The sequence below is a fragment of the Rhizobium sp. P28RR-XV genome, from assembly GCF_012641385.1.
Taxonomy (GTDB): domain Bacteria; phylum Pseudomonadota; class Alphaproteobacteria; order Rhizobiales; family Rhizobiaceae; genus Rhizobium.
Genome location: NZ_JABAIG010000029.1, coordinates 1 through 20,207 on the forward strand (window position 1 = coordinate 1; position 20,207 = coordinate 20,207).

Genomic DNA, 20,207 nt, shown 5'->3' on the forward strand with positions numbered 1-20,207 from the left:
GAGTATGCCAGCCGTCGTCTAAATGCCCTGTCTCCTGCTTTGTGCATCAGCTTCACGCATGACCTCGTCGTCAAAGGCGAAAGAAAAAACGCGGCTAGAGAGCTTGCAAATGAACATAAGAGAGTCCCGATGGTTTTGGAGGAAATTCGCAGTGACAGGTCAACAGAGGAAATTGCAGAAAAATATCTGAGGTCAGCGATATGAGTAAGTCGAGCTTTGAAAAGAAAAACGAACATGGTTTCTACGCGATCGGATGCCAGCGCGATCAACTGGCATCCGAAAAGCGAAGGTTGGCGAGGCAATTGCGCTATGCCCAAGATTCGGCCCGGCTTGCGAGCCTTTCAACGCAATACGATTTCGGAATGGTCTTCTTCGCTGCAATGGGAGCTGTCTTGCTCATTGTGTTTGATGGGAGAAGCGGCTCCGATGCTTGGTTGACGCCCGCGCTGAGCCTGTCCCTCATGCTGTTCGCCTGCGGTAGTGCGTTGCGTGGCCGGAAGATGGTCACCCGGATCAGAAGATTCAATCACCGCTTCGGTCCCTGGCAGTTCCGAGGGCAATTATTCAACCCACTTTGCTGGGTTGAATAACTTAAAAAAATGCATTATTTGAACCATTGAAAGGGTCAGTTAATGCGCCTAACGCTCCAAACCCATTTTGATGGTGAGTGGCATCACGCCGCGACGCTAGAACTGAAGGACGACGCGGCCGGCTTCAAGGGCGCGTCGATCGTCGATTACGATCTCGACTATTTCGTCACCGTGGCGTCGGCGGAATTCGCGGCCGGAAAAACGGTCCGCGACCATCGCGCCTTGTCAGTCCGTTATCCTGTTGATCTGGAAAATCGATATAGCCGCAGCTGGCCGCCCTTCCTCTTGGATCTTATGCCCCAGGGGCATGCAAGGCGAAAGCTTGCCGAGCACCTCGGCCTTGCTGAAGGCTCGCGCGCTTCCGATCTACCGCTGCTTCTGCGATCGGCAACGGGCGGCATAGGCAATATCCGCATCAAGGAAGCGGCCGAGGCCGAAACGGAACGGCTGCGCGGTGTTGAGCGCCAAGGGGTTACAGAGGCGGAAATCCTTGAACGATCAGATCGCTTCATGGAAGTCGCCGACCGCTTTGGAATGCTCGCCTCCGGCTCAAGCGGCCTGCAAGGCGAATGGCCGAAGGTCTCAATGACCCAGGCGAATGACGGTCTCTATTATCCTGACAGCTTCGTGACCGATGATGAGGCCGTGCGCCACGTCATCGTCAAGCTGGTCCGCAGCAACGAGCCTGTGGACCGCCTGATTCTCGAAGGCGAAGCCCTCTATTCGCGGATAGCTCAAGAGATCGGCCTGAATGTCAACGAACACTCGACCTACGCCGAAGGCGTTCTGATCATTCCCCGTTTCGACCGGATGAAAAAAGAAGGTGTCGGAACCGTCCGACTGGGGCAGGAAAGCCTCGTGTCTGCGATCGGGGTTGCCGATTTCGGCCATGTCGGCACGCATGAGGCCTATATCGACGTTCTGCGCCAATACTCGGCCAATCCCTTCGGGGACATTGTCGAATACCTGAAGCGCGATATCGCCAACCTCGCGCTTGGCAATCCCGACAATCACGGCCGGAATTCCGCATTAAGCAAACACCAGGACGGCACGATCCGCCTGTCTCCGCTCTTTGATTTCGCGCCAATGCGGCTCGCCAAAGAGGGGATCGTCCGTTCCACCCGCTGGGCCATGATGCGTGACGCAGGTCGCGATCATCTTCCCGATTGGAAGCACATTTGCGGCGAATTGATGCCTGATCCTGCTGAGCAGAGTGCGCTCGTAGCTACGCTTGCCATGTTTGCCGAACACTTGCGCCAGGCTCCGACCATGGCGAAAGATATGAGCGCGCCTCCGGAAATTCTAGATCGTGCGATGGGGCGCTGTATCGCGATAGCCGACGGCGTTCTGGCCGCGTGTCAATGATGGCGAAGGACCGCTAGATGGCTCGATGGAGAAAGCCAACGAAAGAGGAAATTCTTGAGAACCGGCGAACACTGGCGGAACGCGCTCGGACGGGCGACTTGAGGTTACCTGAGGCTGTTGTTGAAATCCGAAGAGGGCTTGGTTTGACGCAGGACGAATTCGCCAAGACGCTATCGCTCACCAGGCGCCAAGTTGCTGAGATCGAAGCCGGCACGGCGAACCCAACGCTCGAAACTTTAGGGAAGATTGGCCGATTGTTCGGATTTACTGTGGGGTTTATTCCGAAGGCGCAATGATGGCTGAATTTTCAGTTTGCCGCATCGATCAAAAGTTGTGCTCCGGACAGGTGCGGATTTCAAACCGCACACGAAAAGGATCATTATCGGTCTAGGGCGTGATCAAACGAGGCTCAAAGTCAAGAAGACGAGGCAGGGCGAAAATAGCGAAGCTGACTGAACCCGCCATTGTCACGACGGGGTCAGCGGTACGCGGCTTGCGGTCACGCCGACTTGGGTTTTAAAGATACCGCATCGGCATCGAGATTGGGTTCAGCCACTAAGGCAAATGTGGAATCGTCAGAACCGTCTTTTGCAATACCTAATCCATGGCTAGCGGGCGCATTTAAGACCGCGTCAGCGATCATGGCTACAGATGCGGAACCAAGCAGTATCCGTTGCCAGACGACGTGTCTGCGAGCACGATTATCTCGTCTCCGTTCGGCTACGGAAGCAACAATGTCACTGGAATTCGCACCCTTTGCCCATATGAGCTCGATCGCCAGGGGAAGTTAAAGTCAAGTTTAGTGACGTTGGCCATGCCGCCTCGTTCTGAGTACCATAGTTCAGCTTTTGGGCTCCTTTCTATTCCTATCCGACCAGCCAATCTCCCTGGGCGAAATCAAATGCCCGAACCGGCGAATTCATGTGGATTTAGGCGAGACCCAGTGTCCAGCGACAAACACCGACATCCGGCGGCACGAGATCAGTTCCATAATGTATATTATCTGCTTTCAATCTATAGTTGCATAATCGATAGTAAACAACCACTGACGGTCGGCGTACAGCACTTCCCGGCAGATCAGTTGGTGTCTTGGAGCAACTTCGCGACGGGTTTCTGCGATGGTGCAGGAGCTTCATGTCTGGCTGAAATCGATGTTGTGAGAACAGCAATGATTGCAACAGCTATATAAGTGATCGTCCCTTTAGGCTTACGGTCAGATACGCAATGCCTTGTCGATTCGAGCGGTCGTGAATGTTCAGACATCTTGGTCCTTTGTTTTGGAAGGCGGGACTTTAAATGATCAGCGCTCCCTAATGAACCACCAGAATTGCGTGCCTCCCTTGCAGAGGACGAATACCAGTCGAGTTTCGGCGCACCGACCTTGTCGAAACACCAGACAAGCGTCCGAACTCGCCTTGAAGTCATCCCGCGGATCTGAACGGGCGCGGCTCATCTGTCGTCGTGCAATGAGCGACAAGACGAGCCCGCCCCTGTGTCTTGGCCCGGTACATGGCCTTGTCGGCTTCCTCGTAGAGCGTGGCCGAGGTCGTTCCCGGCACTGCCCAAGCGATACCGACGGACGCGCCGAGGACGATTCCGTCACGAGCGTCCCATTGCATTTCCTGCACGATACGGCTGGCAGCATGTTCGACATGCCCTACCGAAGTCCCGGTATAGATCACGGCGAACTCGTCGCCTCCGATTCTTGCCACCAGATCGGCGTGCTCCGCAGCGCCCGCCAGACGCCGCGCCGCCTCTACAAGACACGTATCCCCCATCCGGTGGCCCAGAGTGTCGTTGACACGTTTAAAGCCATCGAGATCTATCAGCAGAAGAGCTGTGTTGGTCTCCAATCCCGATCCGCAGAGCGCGTCGAGGCGTTCGTGAAAACTGAACCTGTTGGGCAGCCCCGTCAGATGATCAAAATCCGCCCGGCGGCGGATCTCGTGCAGCATCATGACCTCAGCCGTAACATCCTGCTTCAGGCCAAAGATGCGGACCGGAATATCATTTTCGCATTCGACCGTCGCCGTGATCCTGATCCAGCGACGATTGCCTTTGCAGGTGACGATCTCGGCATCGAGTGAGAAGCTGCCGCGCTGTTCGATGGCTGCATTTCGAAGTCGTGTAAGCTCCTTGGATGCCTCTGGCGAATAGAGCGCGACGATGTCATCGCGGACCAGGGGTTCTCCCGGTTGAAGATCGAACAGCTCGTAGACCATATCCGTCCAGGAAAGCCGCTCATCCGGAAGGCTGCACTCCCACACTCCGATCCTGGCTGCCTTGGAACAGCGGTCGAAAACCTTTTTGAGATGGTGCACATCGTGTGATGGGTCGAGGCGATCAACGCCTGAAATCTCGGAATGGCTCCGCATTCTTCTCATCAGGGACGACAGCAGGCTCATGTTCCCCATTCCACTCGTTGGCTTCTATAGGCTGCCACGGATTTGTTGATGCGCGGTTTATCGTAACGGGGGATGAGCACGAATCCTAGTGGGGTGGCCCAAGCCCTCCCAATCTGCTTGGCAAACCTCTGCAAATGCATGCGGCGTCGTTCCCAGACAGGCGAGTTGCCGTGATCGCCGGAGATATTCAGTGAGATAACGATGACGTATCAGCCTCAATGCCCATCCGGGGCAATGTCGTCTTTTGGGATCGTAGCAACCATGTTCTTGCGATGGAAAATGAAGAGCCCGGCAAGGACAATGATGACAGAGCCGATGACGATCTGGGCATCCGGAATATCGCCGAAGAAAACAAAGCCCAGGATGATCGCCCAGAGGAGCAGACTATACTGCAGCGGAGCGAGCAGCGACGCGGGGGCAAGTTTCAATGATCGAGTGATCATCAAGTGCGCGGCGCCGGCAACAACGCCGAGCGCCAGCATGGCGCCGAGATCGAGTGCCGATGCCGCGCGCCAATTGCCGATGCTGAGCACCAATCCGGCCGCGAGGGCGCCAACCGTCTGCCAGGTAACAAGCGTGGCATCGCTCGTCTGCCGCAGCCGCCGCCCGAGCACAAGCGTCATCGCGAATGCGAGGCTGCCGCCAAGGCCGAAAAGCGACGGCCAGGAAAACATGGCGGCGGACGGTCTGAGCGCGATCAATACGCCGACGAAGCCGACGAAAACGGCCAGCGACCGCCGCCAGCCGATCCTCTCATCCAGGAAGAAATGCGAGATAGCGGCGACATAGATGGGGCCGGCCATGTAGAAGGTCATGACGTCGGCAAGCGGCAGATAGGCAACGGCGGCGTAAAAAAGACCGACGTCAAGTGTTGTCATAACTATCCGCAAGACCTGCAGCGGCGGCCTCTCGAGGCGAAAGAGCGCATCGCTGCCCTGCCGCGCGATCATGGGTGCCAGGACTATGAATGAACCGAGCGAGCGGATAACCAGTATCTGCCCGACGGAGAAACTCGCAACCAGCCACTTGCCCATGGCATCATTCAGCGAAAACATGAAGTCGCCGACAAGCATCAGAAGCATGCCGGCAAGCACGAGATTGCCACTCGCCGCTGCTCTGCGAACGTTCATGTCGTTTGTCCTTGCGAATCCTGCATTTCTCCCGCCTCGGCTTTAGCGGTTTTCACCCCTACTCCGCAAGGCGACCACCACGCCTCAAGCTGAATATGATCGGCATCCGGCGCGGCAACACGAACGAAATTCAAATTACAATATGAAGTGTCAAGCTATGGCTTGTGCTCGACTTTATGATTTTCTCCCACCATGCAGCGCGACGCTTGCCAAATCCACCCCTCCTTCACCGCCGCATGAATGCTCAGCAACCAGATTCTTCTGGTCAAAGCTCCGATAAATATGCCTTTACGCTTTCGTTTAAGATGGCCAAAATGCCCCATCTGTTTTCATGGTTGCATAACTGCTTGCCTCTATTGTCCGTTCACCACGTGAGAGAACATTGATGACACAGCGGCCGGGTAGATCGTCGAAGTCAGTGAATACAGATGCGAACGATGATGACCGGCATGTCCGCGAGCTGCTCGAATTGCTCCGGGCTCAGCATCTGTCGCTCACCGAGCGTTACGAATGGCTCGAAGCGATGATCAATTACGTGCCCGACTATATCTACGCCAAGGATAGAGACGGCCGTTTCCTCTTTGCCAACCAGGCTATCGTTCTCAACAACGGCTTTACACATGTCGCTGAAATGATCGGCCTCACGGACGCCGAAATTCACCCGATGGCCGACGCGCGTAAGATCGAGGAGGTCGAGCGTCAGGTCATGGAATCAGGCGAAGCCGATCTCGGCGTGGAAGAGCGGCGCCTCAAGGGCGAAGGCTGGCTGATGATGTCGCGCGTTCCGTTGCGGGATAGAAACGGCAACATCATCGGTGTCGTTGGAGCCTCGCGCGACATCTCCGCTCGCAAGCGTGCCGAAGAATTGATGAGCGCGCAGACGAAACTCCTGCAGGATGTGGCGCGAGGCGTCGATCTTGACGACCTTCTGAAGGATGCCCGATCCCTCCTTGAACGATTGCTCGACGGCAGGCAGGTCGACTTTGTTCTCGACAGCGAGCAACCCGAATCCTTGAGTGGCGACATTCTGGAATTTCCGATCTTCTCGCGGGATGGCGGCAAACATGGGGCGCTGGTGACGGTGAAGACCGACGGCGACGAGGCCGGGCTCATGGAATTCCTCGCGGGCATAGCGCAAACGGTTGGGATAGCGATCGATCGTCATCGGGACATCGCCCATATTGCCTATCTGGCCGAACACGATGCGCTCACCGGGCTACCCAACCGCATGCTGCTCGACCGCAAGCTCAGCGCCCTGCTGGAAAAGGCTTCGCGAAAGCAGAAGCCCCTGGCCGTTGCCTTCGTCGACCTGGATAATTTCAAGCTGGTGAACGACACTCTCGGCCATGCCGCCGGAGATGAATTGCTGATGGCGGTGGCGCAGCGCATATCGACCCATGTCGGTCGCCGCGGCATCGTTGCGAGGATAGGCGGTGACGAATTCATCATCGTCCTGGAGGAGTCCTCCGATTCCATATACGAGAGGCTCACCGCCGTTCTCGAGGCCATATCCAAGCCGCTGACTATCGACGGCGTCGAAATCCGTGTCGGCTGCAGCATCGGTGTCGCATGCGCCATGGAGCACGGCGATACCGCCTCGGACCTGTTCGCAAGCGCCGATATGGCGCTCTATCGCGCCAAGGAAGCGGGGCGCAACTCCATTCGATTGTTCACACCGTCCATGGCGGAGGACGCCCGCAACAAGCTGAGCCGGATCGAAGAGCTGCGGCGCGCGGTGGAGCGGGATGAGTTCGTGCTGCATTACCAGCCGCAAAAGGAGATCCGCAGCGGCAGGGTGATCGGCGTCGAAGCGCTGGTGCGGTGGCAGCATCCTGTCGAGGGCTTGTTGCCGCCCGCAGACTTCATTCCGCTGGCCGAGGAAACGGGGATCATCGTGCCGCTCGGCGAAATCGTTCTGCGCAAGGCCTGTCAGCAGGCCCGAGCATGGCAGGATCGCGGCCTGCCTGAGCTGCGTATCGGCGTGAACGTATCGGCCCGGCAATTTCTGGAAAGTTCGCTGACAAACCAGGTTGCGTCGGCACTCGAAGCGGCAGGTCTTGATCCGAAATGGCTCGAGCTCGAACTGACGGAGAGCTTGATCATGCGCGATATCGAGGGAGCGATAGAGCGCATGCTTGAACTGAAGACGCTGGGCGTCAGTCTCGCGATCGACGATTTCGGTACCGGATATTCGAGCCTCAGCGCCCTCAGGCGCTTTCCGCTGTCCCGATTGAAGATCGACAGATCCTTCATTGCCGACATTCCGGACAAGCCCGGCGATATGGCTATTGCCTCCGCCATCGTGTCGCTCGGCAGAACGCTCGAACTGGAAGTCGTGGCAGAGGGCGTGGAGACCGAGGAACAGGCCCGCTTCCTCGAAGGCGCCGGATGCGAACTGCTTCAGGGCTATCTGCTCGCCCGGCCCCTTCCCTCTTCCGAGGTGGAAAGCCTGATTGCAGGGATGGCCGTGAAGGCCGGATAGCGTATCCAACGCTTGGGCGTTTTCTGCATAAGGCGGCGCTTAGGGTAATGTCACGATCTCGATCCAGTTGGCGCCGGCATCGACCGGATATCGACCGACGGATGAGAGCGTGCCGCTTGCCTGATCGATGGCATAGACCGAAAGCTTGTCGGACTTCTCGCCGGAGGCGACAAGGAAGCGGCCCGACGGATCGATGCGAATGCCGCGCGGCTGCTGCTCGGTGGGATAATTCGTGACGTAGGTCAACTTTCCGTCGCCTGCGGCCACATGGAAGAGAGCGATCTTGCTGGTGGTTCGTTCGGTCGTATAGAGGAACTTGCCGTTCGGCGTGATGCCGATATCGGCAGCCCATACCTTCGGCTTGCCGTCATCGGCCGGAGCTGCGCCTGGCGCGGTTGCGTTGAACGCTGCCGGGGCCGGCGGAGCAATGCCCGGAAAAAGTCCGGCATCATCAGGAACGGATTTCACGCTTTCGACTTCGCTCAACGTACCTTTGGCAGCATCGAGGGCGTAGTGGATGACGTGGCCCGTCAATTCCGTCAGAACATAAACGGATTTATTGTCCGGCGAGACAATGATGTGGCGCGGCCCGAAGCCCGGCTTCGTCGTAACCTTTGGCGGATTGTTCACCTCCAGCATGCCGGTGGCCGGATCGAGCACGAACTGCAGCACGACATCGGAACCAAGATTGGTTGCGAAGACGTATCTGCCGGTCCGGTCGCTTACGATCGAGTGCGCATTGCGGCCGGTGAGGATCATCTGCCGTGCACCGTCGGTCACAAGCCCATTCTTGGCGATCGGCAGCACGGCGATCTTGTTGCCGCCATAAGACGCGGTGAACAGCAAACGGCCCGACGGATCTGTGGAGACATAAGGCATGCTGTCGGGCAAGGCGGCGACGGCTTCCTGGGTGAGTTTGCCGGTCGTAGGATCGATCGCCAGCGTCAGCACCCGATACGGCTGCGAACGGATGACGGCATAGAGATGTTTCTTATCGGCACTGACGGTCATCGGCATGACCATCTTACCCGCATCGAAGGTCGAAACCTGCAGGAGCTCGCCGGTGTTCTCGTCCATGCTGTAAGTGTCGATCGCTCCGGCCGTTGCTGCCGAAACATAAACGAATGTCCTTGCAGAAGCGCTGCCAGCACCCGACACCATCGCCGCCATTGCGAGCACCGATGCGGCAAGTCCAAAGGATATCTGTGTCACGCGTCACCTCCCTCCAATACAGATCGTCGTTATCGCAAACGATTGGTCTGATCCCGGATCGTCACCCCGCCACGGCGACGATCTTTTCCAGCACAGCCATTTCCTCTGGCGTCAGATCTGTCAAAGGCGGCCTGACCGGACCCGGATCCTTGCCGACGATACGCAGGCCCGCTTTGATGATGGAGACGGCATAACCTTTCTTGCGGTTGCGCAGGGTTACCAGCGGGAAGAAGAAGCTCCGCAGAATATTGTCGACCGTTGCCTGATCTCCGGCCCGCAGCGCAGCATAGAAACGCTGCGCCAGAGCGGGAACGAAATTGAAGACCGCGGAAGAATAGGTTGTGACACCTGCTGCGAAATAGGCCTGGGCGTAGACCTCGTGTGTCGGCATGCCACCGACATAAACCAGACGATCGTTGAGTGTCGTGGTGATCTCGATCACCTTGTCGACGTCGCCGACCCCATCCTTGTAGCCGATGAGGTTGGGGCATTCGTCGGCCAGTCGTGCCAAACTCTCGGCGCTGAGCACGGCATTGTCGCGATTGTAGACGATGACGCCGATACCGACGGACTGGCAAACTGCCTTTACATGGGCGATCAGGCCCGCCTGCTCTGAAAACAGGAGATACGGCGGCAGAAGCAGCAGACCGTCGGCGCCGGCCTTTTCCGCGGCCTTGGCGATTTCGATTGCGAGCGACGTTCCGTAGCCCGCTCCGGAAATGATCGGCGTCTTGCCGGCCGAAGCCTTGGCGGCACGCACGACCTGCGGGATTTCGGAGGGGTTGAGGGAAAAGAACTCACCCGTCCCACCGGCCGCGAAAAGCGCTGCGGCGTTAAAGCCCGCCAGCCATTCGATATGGCTGCGGTACTTCGCTTCGTCGAACGTCAGATTCTGATCAAAATGTGTGACCGGGAACGATAGCAGGCCGCTGCCAACTGCTTTTTTCAGTTCAATCGGGTTCATCGTGGAATCCTGTTTCAATTCAATTGGGGCAACAAGGTTCAGGCCTGTTCGAGCGCTTGAACGAGCGCTGCGATGTAACCATAGCAAAAGGCGAAGGCGACGCCGGTCGGATCACGGCCGCTGATCGTCGGGACATGATCCGGCATCAGCATGTACCGATACCCGACTTCCTTATAGATCCGGGCGGAGCGGACCATGTCCATGTCGCCCTCATCCGGAAAGGTCTCCATGAAGGACAGCTTGCCGCCGCTGATATTGCGGAAATGGACGTTGAAGATCTTATCGCGCGTGCCGAACCAGCGAATGATGTCGTCGATTTCCTCGCGCGGATTGTCGAGCATCTCGCCGATCGATCCCTGGCAGAAGTTCAGCCCGTGATAGGGGCTTTCACGCATGAGGACGAATTTCTTCAAACCCTCCACCGAGCCCAGCACGCGCGTGACGCCGCGATAGCCCGGCGGCGTGTAGGGATCATGCGGATGGCAGGCGAGACGGACGCGGCTGCTTTCCGCCACGGGGATAACACGCTTAAGGAAATAATCGATGCGCTCCCAGTTTTCATCTTCCGACAAAACCCCTGCAAGGCCGGGTGCGGCATTGTGGTCCGCCTTGTCCCAGCGGAAGCTCGCATTCATCGAGCCCCCTCGCCCCGGCTCTTCCGGGGTGCGTGGAATGCCGATGAGATTCAAATTGTATTTTGCCGCGGGAATGCCGGCCGCCGCCACATCTTCGATCAGCTTGCAGACCGAATCAATCTGACGATCACGATCAGGCCCGGCGAGAAGAATATCGGGATAGGACGCCTTTTCGATCGGCTGCGACGGCAACGGAAGCTGGACCATGTCCAGGATCAATCCGAAGCTTTCCACCTTGTCGCGATGACGTTCGAGATCGGATAGCGTCCAGCTCTCCGGCCTCCCCGGCGGATCGGCGCAGATGTGCTTCACCCCCAATTGCGCAAAAACCCGATAATCATCGTCGTCCCGCGCGTCGACCTGCGTTCCTACATACACCCGGAATGTCTCCCGTTCGATTTCATAATGTCATATGACATAATATGAATTTTTAGAGGTGTCGAGCCCTTATTGCGGTTGCTGCTCGGCGAGGAAGCGATAGCGCCGTTGGCTCGCCATCATGTGTGCCCGCATCGCCTGGCGCGCGCGTTCGGGATCCTGGTCCGCAATGGCCATCAGGATCTCGACGTGCTCGGCATGGACCTTTTCCAGATAAGCCCGATCATTGGCTTCCGGCAGCGTTGGGAACTGGCCTCGCGGGATCGTGCGGGCACCGAAATGCCGGAGAACGTCGACATAGAATCGATTGTTTGTCGCCGCGGCTATGGCCATATGGAATTCATAATCCGCCTCGACCGTCGGCAGCCCCTGGTCGATCAGCATCGCCATTTTTCGATTGGCCGCGGCGATCGCCGCTTCCTGCCCGGCGGTTCTTCGATAAGCGGCGATCGCCGCCGCCTCCCCCTCTGCCGCCATACGAAACTCCAGCAATTCAAGGGTTTCCGGGATATTTTTAATCTCAACCGGCGTCAGGGCCAGTCCGCCGCGTGCCGTCAGCTCCGCGACAAAAACACCCTTGCCCTGAATTGGCTTGACGAGCCCGGCAGAGCGCAGGTCGGCAATCGCTTCGCGCACGACCGTGCGGCTGACACCAAACGTCGCCTCCAGCTGCGGCTCCGTCGGCAATTGATCCCCCACCCGCAGCCTGCCCGTTTCGATCTGCGCCCGCAGTTGATCGATCACCTGCTGCGCGAGTCTTTGCCGACCTCTGCTCATCGTCGTCATTCCTTGATCCCCATCTGGTTGCCGCCGATTGATCTGCGCGGGCTTGCCAAGCCCGCTGATCTTCGATAATCATAATACGACATACGGACGACATAATACGTATTTATAGTAATCCAAGGAGGAGCCATAATGAAGCACTTTTCGAGATCCGCATTCGTCGGTATTGCGATAGGTGCGTTGACACTCGCCGCTCCCCAGCTTTATGCGGCCACTCCGAAGGATCAGCTGGTAATCGGCACATCGCTTGCGCAGGTGCTGTCGCTCGACCCGCAACAGGCGACGGAGCCGAAGGCGCTCGAAATCCTTGCCAATCTTTACGACCGGCTCGTTGCCACCACGGCGGACGGCAAAATCGTTCCGCAACTCGCCGAAAGCTGGACGGACGATGGAAAGACGCTGACACTGAAATTGCGGGATGCCAAATTCGCCTCCGGCAACCCGGTCACGGCCGATGACGTCATCTTCTCGCTGACGCGACTGCTGAAGCTCAATCAGTCGGGAGCCTCCTATTTCAAGCGGCTTGGTTATAATGGCGATAACATTGCCGCGCATATGCATGCGATCGACGCCAAAACGCTGCAGATCGATTTGACTGACCAGACGACGGCGGAGGGCCTGCTCTATCGTCTCGCAGTCGGCGTTTCGAGCGTCGTCGACAGCGTCGAAGTGCAAAAGCACATATCGGACAACGATTACGGCAATGCCTGGCTGAGAACCCACTCGGCCGGCTCCGGACCATTCACGCTTAACAAATGGACTCCGAACGAGATCGTCCTCCTGGATGCCAACAAGAACTATGTGGGCGGCCAGCCGAAGATGCGCCGCGTGATCATTCGTCACGTGCCGGAAAGCCAGGTCGAGCGATTGATGCTGCAGCGTGGCGATATCGATATCGGCAATGCATTGACCAAGTCTGATCTTGAGACTTTCGAGGGCAAAAGCGATTTTGTCATCCAGCGCGTACCGACAGGCGGCTTCTACGTGCTGGCTATGAATGCGGGCAACAAATATCTCGCCAACCCGAAAGTCCGCGAAGCGATTGCTTATGGCATCGATTACAAGGGAATTGAAAAGACCATAATGGGTCCGTACGGGCGGGCGCGCAACGTCCCCGTTCCGGAGAATTTCGCTAATGCGATACCGAATCCGGATTGGCATCTGGACATTTCGAAAGCCAAGCAATTGCTGGAAGAGGCAGGGTTCAAGGACGGGTTCTCGCTGACGCTGAAGACGATTGCGCAGACGCCGCGCATCGATCTTGCCACCGCCATCCAGGCATCGCTCGGCCAGATCGGCATCAAGGTCGATATCCAGCAGGGTAACGGCTCCGAAATTATCGCGGCGCACCGCGCACGCAACTTCGATCTCCTCATTCCGCAGACCAGCGCCCTGATGCCGAACGTGCTCGGTTCGATGGATGACTTCGCCAACAATCCCGACAATCGCCTGGAAGCCAATAATGCCGGCAACTTCGCCTGGCGCTCAGCCTGGGATATTCCGGAATTGAACGCATTTTATGGAAAGACGGCCGTGGAAGTCGATGCCCAGAAGCGCAGCGAGCGTTACGTGCAGATGCAGAAAATGTTCGTCGATCTGAAGCCGGCGCTTTTACCCCTTTTCGAACGGTTCGAACCGATCGTGCTGTCCGGCAAAGTCAAGGGTTACGTCGGGCATCCCAACCAGATGACGCGGCTTGAGATTGTGACCAAGGACTGAGCCGACTAATTATCGAAGGCAGCGACCATGAAGGAACTATCCGCCGCTGAGTTCGGACGCCGTATCGCGCATTTGATCATCAGCCTGTTCATCCTCCTTTGCGTCACTTTCGTCATCGGTCGCGTCTTGCCGGCCGATCCGGTCGGCGCCATCGTCGGTGAATTGGCCGATCCAGCCGCCTACGCGGCGATGCGCCAGCGGCTCGGCCTGGATTTGCCGATCTACCAGCAGTTTTTCATTTATTTGAGGGGCCTGGCTCATGGCGATTTCGGAACGGCGATCCTGACGGGCAATCCGGTCTCCTCGGACTTGGCCCAGGCATTTCCGGCGACGTTCGAACTTGCGACCTTCGCCGTCATCATCTCGACCTTCGTCGGTGTGCCGCTCGGTCTCGTCGCAGCTCTGTTCCGCGACAGTCTGATCGATAAAATCGCGCGCATCATTGCCCTTGTCGGCCATTCCATTCCCGTTTTCTGGTTCGGCATCGTTGGACTTGTCGTCTTCTATGCGGGCCTGAACTGGGTTGGCGGACCGGGGCGGGTCGACGTCTATTACGAGGGTATCGTCACCTCAAGGACAGGGCTGCTCCTGATAGACAGCCTGCTGCAGGGCGAAACAGAGATCTTCTGGAACGCCTTGGCGCATATCATCCTGCCGGCCAGCATTCTGGCCTATGCGGCGGTCGCCTATATCACGCGCATGACACGCAGCTTTACGCTGGAGCAGCTGAGCCAGGACTATGTGATCGCCGCGCGCGCCAAGGGAGCAAGCCCGATCCGGACCGTCATCGGCCATGTGCTTCCCAATATAGCCGTCCAGCTCATTACCATCCTCGCCATCTCCTATGGCGGTCTTCTGGAGGGCGCCGTGGTCACCGAGATCGTCTTTTCCTGGCCCGGCATCGGACAATACATGACCAACGCCCTGATGATCGGTGACATGAACGCCATCCTGGCCGCAACCATCATCGTCGGGTTTTCCTTCATGCTCCTGAATTTCCTCGCCGATATCGCCTATGCCGTGTTCGACCCGCGCACCAGGGAGGCAAGCCGATGACCGACGCCGTCCAAACGGAAGCGGATGTTCGCCCGCCGGGCATCCTCACCCGCATGGGTGCATCGCTGAGGCGCGCAGGCAGCAAGCTCGGCCACGAGCCCCTTGGGCTGGCTGGCTTCGTCGTTCTCGCCATCTTCTGCCTGATCGCCATCTTTGCGCCGGTGCTTGCACCATATGATCCGAACCTGCAGCAGCTTTCCGAGGCGCTGAAGCCGCCTAGCCTCGCGCATCTGGCCGGAACGGATGAATTCGGTCGCGATATTCTCAGCCGATTGATCTTCGGCACCCGCATCACCATCCAAACGGTGATGTCGATTTCCGTTATCGTCGGACCGATCGGCCTTCTGATCGGTGTCATTTCCGGCTTCTTCGGCGGGCGCATCGACGCTTTCCTGATGCGCGCAACGGATATCGTGCTCTCCTTTCCTTCGCTTATCCTCGCTCTTGCCTTCGCCGCCGCACTCGGAGCCGGGCTTAACACCGCCATCATCGCGATTTCGTTGACCGCATGGCCACCGATCGCGCGGCTGGCGCGCGCGGAAGCGCTCGTGGTCCGAAATGCCGACTATGTCGCCGCCGCGCAGCTCTATGGCGCGTCCAAGCTGCGCATCCTGTTCTTCTATATCGCGCCGATGTGCGTTCCCTCGGTGATCGTGCGTTTGACGCTCAACATGGCCGGCATCATCCTGACAGCCGCATCGCTCGGGTTTCTCGGGCTGGGGGCGCAACCGCCTGCGCCGGAATGGGGCGCGATGATTTCCAGCGGCCGCAAATACATGCTCGATTTCTGGTGGGTCGCTGTCATGCCCGGCATTGCCATCCTTCTGGCAAGCCTAGCCTTCAATATCGCAGGCGATGCTCTGCGTGATATTCTGGATCCCCGCCATGCAAGATCGTGATCACAACACCATTCTCTCCATCAAGGGACTGAATGTCCGCTTCGGCCGCAACTCCGTTTCGGCCGTCTCGGATGTCAGCTTCGATGTCGGCCGCGAACGCGTCGGAATTGTCGGCGAATCCGGTTCCGGAAAGTCGACGACCGGCCGTGCCGTCATGCGCCTTTTGCCGCCGAGCGCAGCCGTGACGGCCGAGCGCCTGGATCTGAATGGCACGCCGCTCCTTGATAGAACGGAGCGGCAGATGGGCGCGCTGCGCGGCAAGGATATGGCGCTGATCATGCAGGATCCGCGCTACTCGCTCAATCCGGTTCTGCCTGTCGGCAAGCAGATCGCAGAGTCCGCCGGCCTTCATCTCGGCGCGACGGGCAGCGCTGCCCGGGATGCGGCGCGTGCCATGCTTGAACGGGTTCGAATAGCCGATCCCGAGCGCGTCATGGCTCTCTATCCGCATCAGATTTCCGGAGGCATGGGGCAGCGCGTCATGATTGCCATGATGCTGCTGGCAAAGCCAAAGCTCGTCATTGCCGACGAGCCGACATCGGCGCTCGATGTCAGCGTGCGCAAGGACGTCCTCACCCTGCTCGATGAACTCGTGCGCGAGAACAGTTCCGGTCTTCTGCTCATCAGCCACGACATTCGCATGGTCGCGGCCTTCTGCGAGCGCATTATCGTCATGTATGGCGGCCGCATTGTCGAAACCCTGACCCGGCTGGAAGATGCGCAACACCCCTATACGCGGGGGCTCATGGCTGCCCTGCCCGATCCGCGTCACCCGGTACGCCGCCTGGCCGTACTCGACAGGACAAAACTGGAGCGCGTATGATGATCAAGGTGCAGGATCTCGATGTCGTTTTCACGTCCGGCAAGGTCCAAAACCACGTCGTGCGTGGCGTCAGCTTTGAGGTCAGCCGCGGCGAGACACTCGGAATTGTCGGCGAATCCGGATGCGGCAAATCGACGGTGTTGCGCAGCCTCGCCGGAATGGAAAAAGGATGGACCGGCACGATCGAAATTGCCGGCAAGGCAGTCGGAAAGGTCAGGACGCGAGACGAACTGCGCCATGCGCAGATAGTATTTCAGGACCCCTACGGATCGCTCCACCCCAAGCACCGGATCGGCACAGCGCTCGCCGAGCCGCTGCGGGCCATGGGGCATGACGACGTCTGGGCCAAGGTGGAAAAGGCCCTGCGGCAGGTTGGCTTGCCCACGAGTTTCGCCAATCGCTATCCTCATGAGCTTTCCGGCGGTCAGCGCCAGCGCGTGGCGATTGCCCGGGCTCTGATCCTGTCACCGCCGATCCTGTTGCTGGACGAACCGACATCGGCGCTCGACGTGTCGATCCAGGCCGAAATCCTCAATCTGCTCGCCGATCAACGCGAGGAGCGATCACTGACCTACATCCTCGTCAGCCATGATCTCGCGGTCATCGGCCACATGTGCGACCGGGTTCTGATCATGAAGGGCGGCCGGTTCGTGGACGAACTCACCAAGGCAGACATACAAGCCAGCGTAACCCACGACGCTTACACGCGCGAACTGTTTGAAGCGAGTTTCCTTTGACGCACGCGTATCGCGGGCGTCCGTCGAAATTCCGGAAAAAGCAAGCTTAGACAACAGCTGTCGAATGTTACGAATTGCGCAGCTTTTTTTGCTGATTTAGAGCCATGAGGATATTGGACACCGTCATCGCAACACTGCCAATCAAAAATTGACGTAATGTTGCAAGGGTTGTGAGCTGCAGATATGGCTGCGCAAAACCTATAAACAAAACTATGAACGCAGCATATACCATCCCCTGCAACACAGCATATTCAAGGATTCGTCCTATCGAACGGTCTCTTAGATTGCCTGGAGCGAAATAAACCGTCAGGCCTTTCACTGCGAGCAGGAGCAGAGGAAACAGCAACCAGATTTTAAACAGAGCCGTCAGCGGAATGCTATCATCCAGCAGATATAATCCTATCGGGATAGCGAACGCAGGAACAAGATGAAGAAGGTAGTTTTTGAGCACCTCATTGTTCATGTTCGTCTCCAAATTGTGATCGGTAAACAGCAGTAAATTCCCGTGCCTCAGATTTCCCAATCGGAAGTATAACCCCTGCCTCGAAGGCGCGATGCAAGTTCCAGCTTGACCTCGATCGTCTTTTGCAGCCTTGCTGCAAGTGCATCGGACGGGTTGGCACCATCGATCCAGTCTCTCTCCGTCGCATAAACGACGTAGGGATTGATCACGCATTTGAAATCGAGCATCAGCGACATCGCCAGGTTTCCGTAAGCCATATAGCTATGAGGAAGCCCCCCGGAGCAGACGAAAGTGACGATCTGGTCGAACCAGGCAGATTTTCGACCACCCGCACCTGTTGCGCCGGTAAGTTCGATCAGGCTCTTGGCAACGCTGCCCACTGACCAATTGTAAATGGGCACGGCAAGCAGCACGCCGTCCGCATCGCGGATTGCGTGATAGAGCCTGTCATACAATGGATGGTCATAGCAGTTCGAGTTATCGAATACGGGCAATTCATGGTTCCGAAGGTCGATAAAATCAACCCCACACCGCCTCTCCCGCAACAGCTTCTCGGCTTCACGAGCGAGCCGGCGACTCCGGCTTTCCGGATCCATGCTGCATGACAGGATGGTGATTTTCGATGGCTGCATCTCTGTCTTACTCCGTCCCAACGATATCAGCCGGAACTGCGCTGCACCTTAAAATTAAGCAGATTCTCCGCGCCTACAACCAACTTTTTGCACAATCGCTGTGTTCTACGCAGGCTACTTGCGCCGCTACTCCCACCGCAACGGCACCTTCTAGGCTACTCATTGCGGTAATTATAGTGCGACGAAATATCATTATCTACAGATGCTTATAACGATTACCTATAGTCGCATCCAAGAGAAGATGCGCCATCGGTATCCATGCACGATACCTTCCTATAGGAATTCTCCATCGTCGTATTGACATTTGTCGAAAGCACTTCGAATATTGTCAACATTGGTGCTAGGCAACAATCGACGGTCTCGTCAGAGCTTGCTCCGGCATCGGGAGTGCGGAGGGGAAAGTGGAATTCCTGCTTGAAGTAGAGGGGCTGAAGAAGTCCTTTGGCGGCGTCGCTGCATTGCGCGACGGACGCTTTCAGCTGCGGCCCGGTTCCGTCCACGCCTTGTGCGGAGGCAACGGCGCCGGCAAGTCGACCTTCATCAAGATCCTGATGGGTATTCACAAGCGCGATGCTGGCTCGATCCGCCGCCGCGGCAAGGACGTGGATTATGCAAGCCCCGCCGAAGCGCTTGCTGCCGGTATTGCCATCATCGAACAGGAACTCAGCCCCATCCCGCACATGACCGTTGCGGAGAACATCTATCTCGGCCGTGAGCCATCGGCCCGCTTCGGCGGCATCGATTTCAAGACGATGAACCGCAATGCGCAGGCGCTGCTCGACCGGTTGCAGTTCAAGATCCGCGCCACGCAATTCATGATGAACCTTTCGGTCGCCCAGGTTCAGCTGGTCGAGATCGCCAAGGCGCTGAGCCATGACGCCGAGGTGATCTTCATGGACGAGCCCACCTCGGCAATCGGCGAGAAGGAAGCACAGCAGCTGTTTGCGACCATCGAGCGGCTGAAGGCCGGGGGCAAGGGCGTCGTCTACGTCTCGCACCGCCTGTCCGAAATCTTCCAGATCGCCGATTCCTACACGGCCTTCCGCGATGGATCCTATGTCGGCAGCGGTGTACTCGCCGAGATCGATCGGCCCGGCCTCATCCGTATGATCGTCGGCCGCGAGCTTGGCGAGGAATATATCAAGACCAATGTGCCGACGGCGACGCCCGGGCTGGAAGTCACCGGTCTTAGCGCAGAGGGCAAGGTCAACGATATCTCGTTTACCGCCCATAAGGGCGAGATCTTCGGCATCTATGGCCTGATGGGATCGGGCCGGACCGAGATCTTCAACTGCATCTTCGGCGTCGATGCCGTCAGCAGCGGCAAGATCATGCTCGCCGGCGAACCCATCGTCGTGCGCAAGCCGGCAGAAGCCATGCAGCACGGCATTGCCTTCGTGACCGAAGATCGCAAGCTCACGGGTCTCAACCTGATCGATAGCGTGCGCAACAACATCTGCCTCGCGAGCCTTCCAGAAATGAGCCCGCGTTTCTCGATGGATCGCCGGGCCGAGGCCACAGCTAGCCAGGATATAATCAAGCGTTTCGGCATCAAGGCGGCGCGCGACAGCATGCCCGTCTCCGGCCTTTCCGGCGGCAATCAGCAGAAGGTCGTTCTCGGCAAATGGTTTCTGCGCAAGCCGAAAGTACTGCTGCTGGACGAGCCGACGCGCGGCGTCGATGTCGGTGCCAAGCGCGAAATCTATCGCATCATTTGCGACTTCGCCGCCCAAGGCGGCACCGTGATCATGATCTCATCCGAAATAGACGAGGTTCTCGGCATGTCCGACCGCATCCTGGTGATGCGCCAGGGACGCTCCGCCGGGATTCTCAAGAGGGAGGAGGCCGACGCGCAATCGCTCGTGCATCTGTCGACCTGAATGCGACGGAGCACGAGGCCAAAAAGAAGCGCCCGGCAACAAGAGGTATTTGCA

The 20,207-nt window shown here is 57.9% G+C and carries 19 protein-coding genes; 11 read left to right on the top strand and 8 right to left on the bottom strand.

Annotated features, from left to right (window positions below; translation table 11 throughout):
• The 4 genes from HGP12_RS33885 to HGP12_RS32940 form a co-directional block, all read left to right on the top strand.
• Positions 1-204: hypothetical protein (locus tag HGP12_RS33885; protein WP_205926793.1), on the top strand; the 204-nt coding region annotated here is incomplete at its 5' end.
• Positions 201-590 carry a hypothetical protein gene (locus HGP12_RS32930; RefSeq protein WP_168880181.1) on the top strand — a complete coding sequence of 130 codons (390 nt, stop codon included), beginning with the start codon at positions 201-203 and terminating at the stop codon, positions 588-590. The genes HGP12_RS33885 and HGP12_RS32930, both read left to right, overlap by 4 nt.
• A gap of 42 nt (positions 591-632) precedes the next feature.
• Positions 633-1,955: a type II toxin-antitoxin system HipA family toxin gene (locus tag HGP12_RS32935; RefSeq protein ID WP_168880182.1), complete on the top strand. Its 1,323-nt coding sequence runs from the start codon at positions 633-635 to the stop codon at positions 1,953-1,955.
• A 17-nt stretch (positions 1,956-1,972) separates the two neighbouring features.
• The gene (locus HGP12_RS32940) at positions 1,973-2,251 is read left to right on the top strand and encodes a helix-turn-helix transcriptional regulator (protein WP_003517384.1); all 279 of its coding nucleotides are present in this window, start codon (positions 1,973-1,975) and stop codon (positions 2,249-2,251) included.
• A gap of 1,125 nt (positions 2,252-3,376) precedes the next feature.
• Here HGP12_RS32940 and HGP12_RS32945 read toward each other — a convergent pair.
• Both HGP12_RS32945 and HGP12_RS32950 read right to left on the bottom strand, forming a co-directional pair.
• A complete protein-coding gene (locus HGP12_RS32945; protein WP_246703648.1) occupies positions 3,377-4,360 on the bottom strand; it encodes a sensor domain-containing diguanylate cyclase in 984 nt (327 codons plus the stop codon).
• 215 nt (positions 4,361-4,575) lie between these two features.
• Positions 4,576-5,490: a DMT family transporter gene (locus HGP12_RS32950; protein ID WP_168843324.1), complete on the bottom strand. Its 915-nt coding sequence runs from the start codon at positions 5,488-5,490 to the stop codon at positions 4,576-4,578.
• Positions 5,491-5,908: 418 nt separating this feature from the next.
• Between HGP12_RS32950 and HGP12_RS32955 the strand changes: the two genes are divergently transcribed.
• Positions 5,909-7,972: a putative bifunctional diguanylate cyclase/phosphodiesterase gene (locus HGP12_RS32955; protein ID WP_312862969.1), complete on the top strand. Its 2,064-nt coding sequence runs from the start codon at positions 5,909-5,911 to the stop codon at positions 7,970-7,972.
• A gap of 39 nt (positions 7,973-8,011) precedes the next feature.
• On the opposite strand, the gene HGP12_RS32960 is transcribed toward HGP12_RS32955, so the two are convergent.
• The 4 genes from HGP12_RS32960 to HGP12_RS32975 all read right to left on the bottom strand — a co-directional run bounded on the left by HGP12_RS32960 (position 8,012) and on the right by HGP12_RS32975 (position 11,947).
• Positions 8,012-9,184 carry a lactonase family protein gene (locus HGP12_RS32960; RefSeq protein WP_168843322.1) on the bottom strand — a complete coding sequence of 391 codons (1,173 nt, stop codon included), beginning with the start codon at positions 9,182-9,184 and terminating at the stop codon, positions 8,012-8,014.
• 61 nt (positions 9,185-9,245) lie between these two features.
• Positions 9,246-10,148, bottom strand: coding sequence for a 5-dehydro-4-deoxyglucarate dehydratase (gene kdgD, locus HGP12_RS32965; RefSeq protein WP_168843321.1), 903 nt, complete (start codon positions 10,146-10,148; stop codon positions 9,246-9,248).
• A gap of 38 nt (positions 10,149-10,186) precedes the next feature.
• Positions 10,187-11,161 carry a mannonate dehydratase gene (locus HGP12_RS32970; RefSeq protein ID WP_168843320.1) on the bottom strand — a complete coding sequence of 325 codons (975 nt, stop codon included), beginning with the start codon at positions 11,159-11,161 and terminating at the stop codon, positions 10,187-10,189.
• 69 nt (positions 11,162-11,230) lie between these two features.
• Complete coding sequence (locus HGP12_RS32975) at positions 11,231-11,947, bottom strand: FadR/GntR family transcriptional regulator (protein ID WP_168843319.1); 717 nt, start codon at positions 11,945-11,947, stop codon at positions 11,231-11,233.
• A gap of 129 nt (positions 11,948-12,076) precedes the next feature.
• Here HGP12_RS32975 and HGP12_RS32980 point away from each other — a divergent pair, with 129 nt between their 5' ends.
• The 5 genes from HGP12_RS32980 to HGP12_RS33000 are packed head-to-tail and all read left to right on the top strand — an operon-like array spanning position 12,077 to position 17,178.
• Positions 12,077-13,663 (top strand): ABC transporter substrate-binding protein, encoded by a 1,587-nt coding sequence (locus HGP12_RS32980; RefSeq protein ID WP_168843318.1) that lies wholly within the window; start codon positions 12,077-12,079, stop codon positions 13,661-13,663.
• A gap of 27 nt (positions 13,664-13,690) precedes the next feature.
• Positions 13,691-14,719 carry an ABC transporter permease gene (locus HGP12_RS32985; protein ID WP_168843317.1) on the top strand — a complete coding sequence of 343 codons (1,029 nt, stop codon included), beginning with the start codon at positions 13,691-13,693 and terminating at the stop codon, positions 14,717-14,719.
• Positions 14,716-15,618, top strand: coding sequence for an ABC transporter permease (locus tag HGP12_RS32990; protein WP_168843316.1), 903 nt, complete (start codon positions 14,716-14,718; stop codon positions 15,616-15,618). The genes HGP12_RS32985 and HGP12_RS32990 overlap by 4 nt, the downstream gene beginning before the upstream one ends.
• Positions 15,605-16,441, top strand: a complete 837-nt coding sequence (locus HGP12_RS32995; RefSeq protein ID WP_168843315.1) for an ABC transporter ATP-binding protein — start codon at positions 15,605-15,607, stop codon at positions 16,439-16,441. The genes HGP12_RS32990 and HGP12_RS32995 overlap by 14 nt, the downstream gene beginning before the upstream one ends.
• Positions 16,441-17,178, top strand: coding sequence for an ABC transporter ATP-binding protein (locus HGP12_RS33000; RefSeq protein ID WP_168843391.1), 738 nt, complete (start codon positions 16,441-16,443; stop codon positions 17,176-17,178). Before HGP12_RS32995 ends, HGP12_RS33000 begins: the two co-directional genes overlap by 1 nt.
• Positions 17,179-17,245: 67 nt before the next feature.
• On the opposite strand, the gene HGP12_RS33005 is transcribed toward HGP12_RS33000, so the two are convergent.
• Both HGP12_RS33005 and HGP12_RS33010 read right to left on the bottom strand, forming a co-directional pair.
• The gene (locus HGP12_RS33005) at positions 17,246-17,641 is read right to left on the bottom strand and encodes a hypothetical protein (protein ID WP_168843314.1); all 396 of its coding nucleotides are present in this window, start codon (positions 17,639-17,641) and stop codon (positions 17,246-17,248) included.
• A 47-nt stretch (positions 17,642-17,688) separates the two neighbouring features.
• A complete protein-coding gene (locus HGP12_RS33010) occupies positions 17,689-18,273 on the bottom strand; it encodes an NADPH-dependent FMN reductase (RefSeq protein WP_168843313.1) in 585 nt (194 codons plus the stop codon).
• A 401-nt stretch (positions 18,274-18,674) separates the two neighbouring features.
• On the opposite strand from HGP12_RS33010, the gene HGP12_RS33015 reads away from it, so the two are divergent.
• On the top strand, positions 18,675-20,153 hold the full coding sequence (locus HGP12_RS33015) for a sugar ABC transporter ATP-binding protein (protein ID WP_168843312.1): 1,479 nt from the start codon (positions 18,675-18,677) through the stop codon (positions 20,151-20,153).
• The last annotated feature ends 54 nt before the right edge of the window (positions 20,154-20,207 follow it).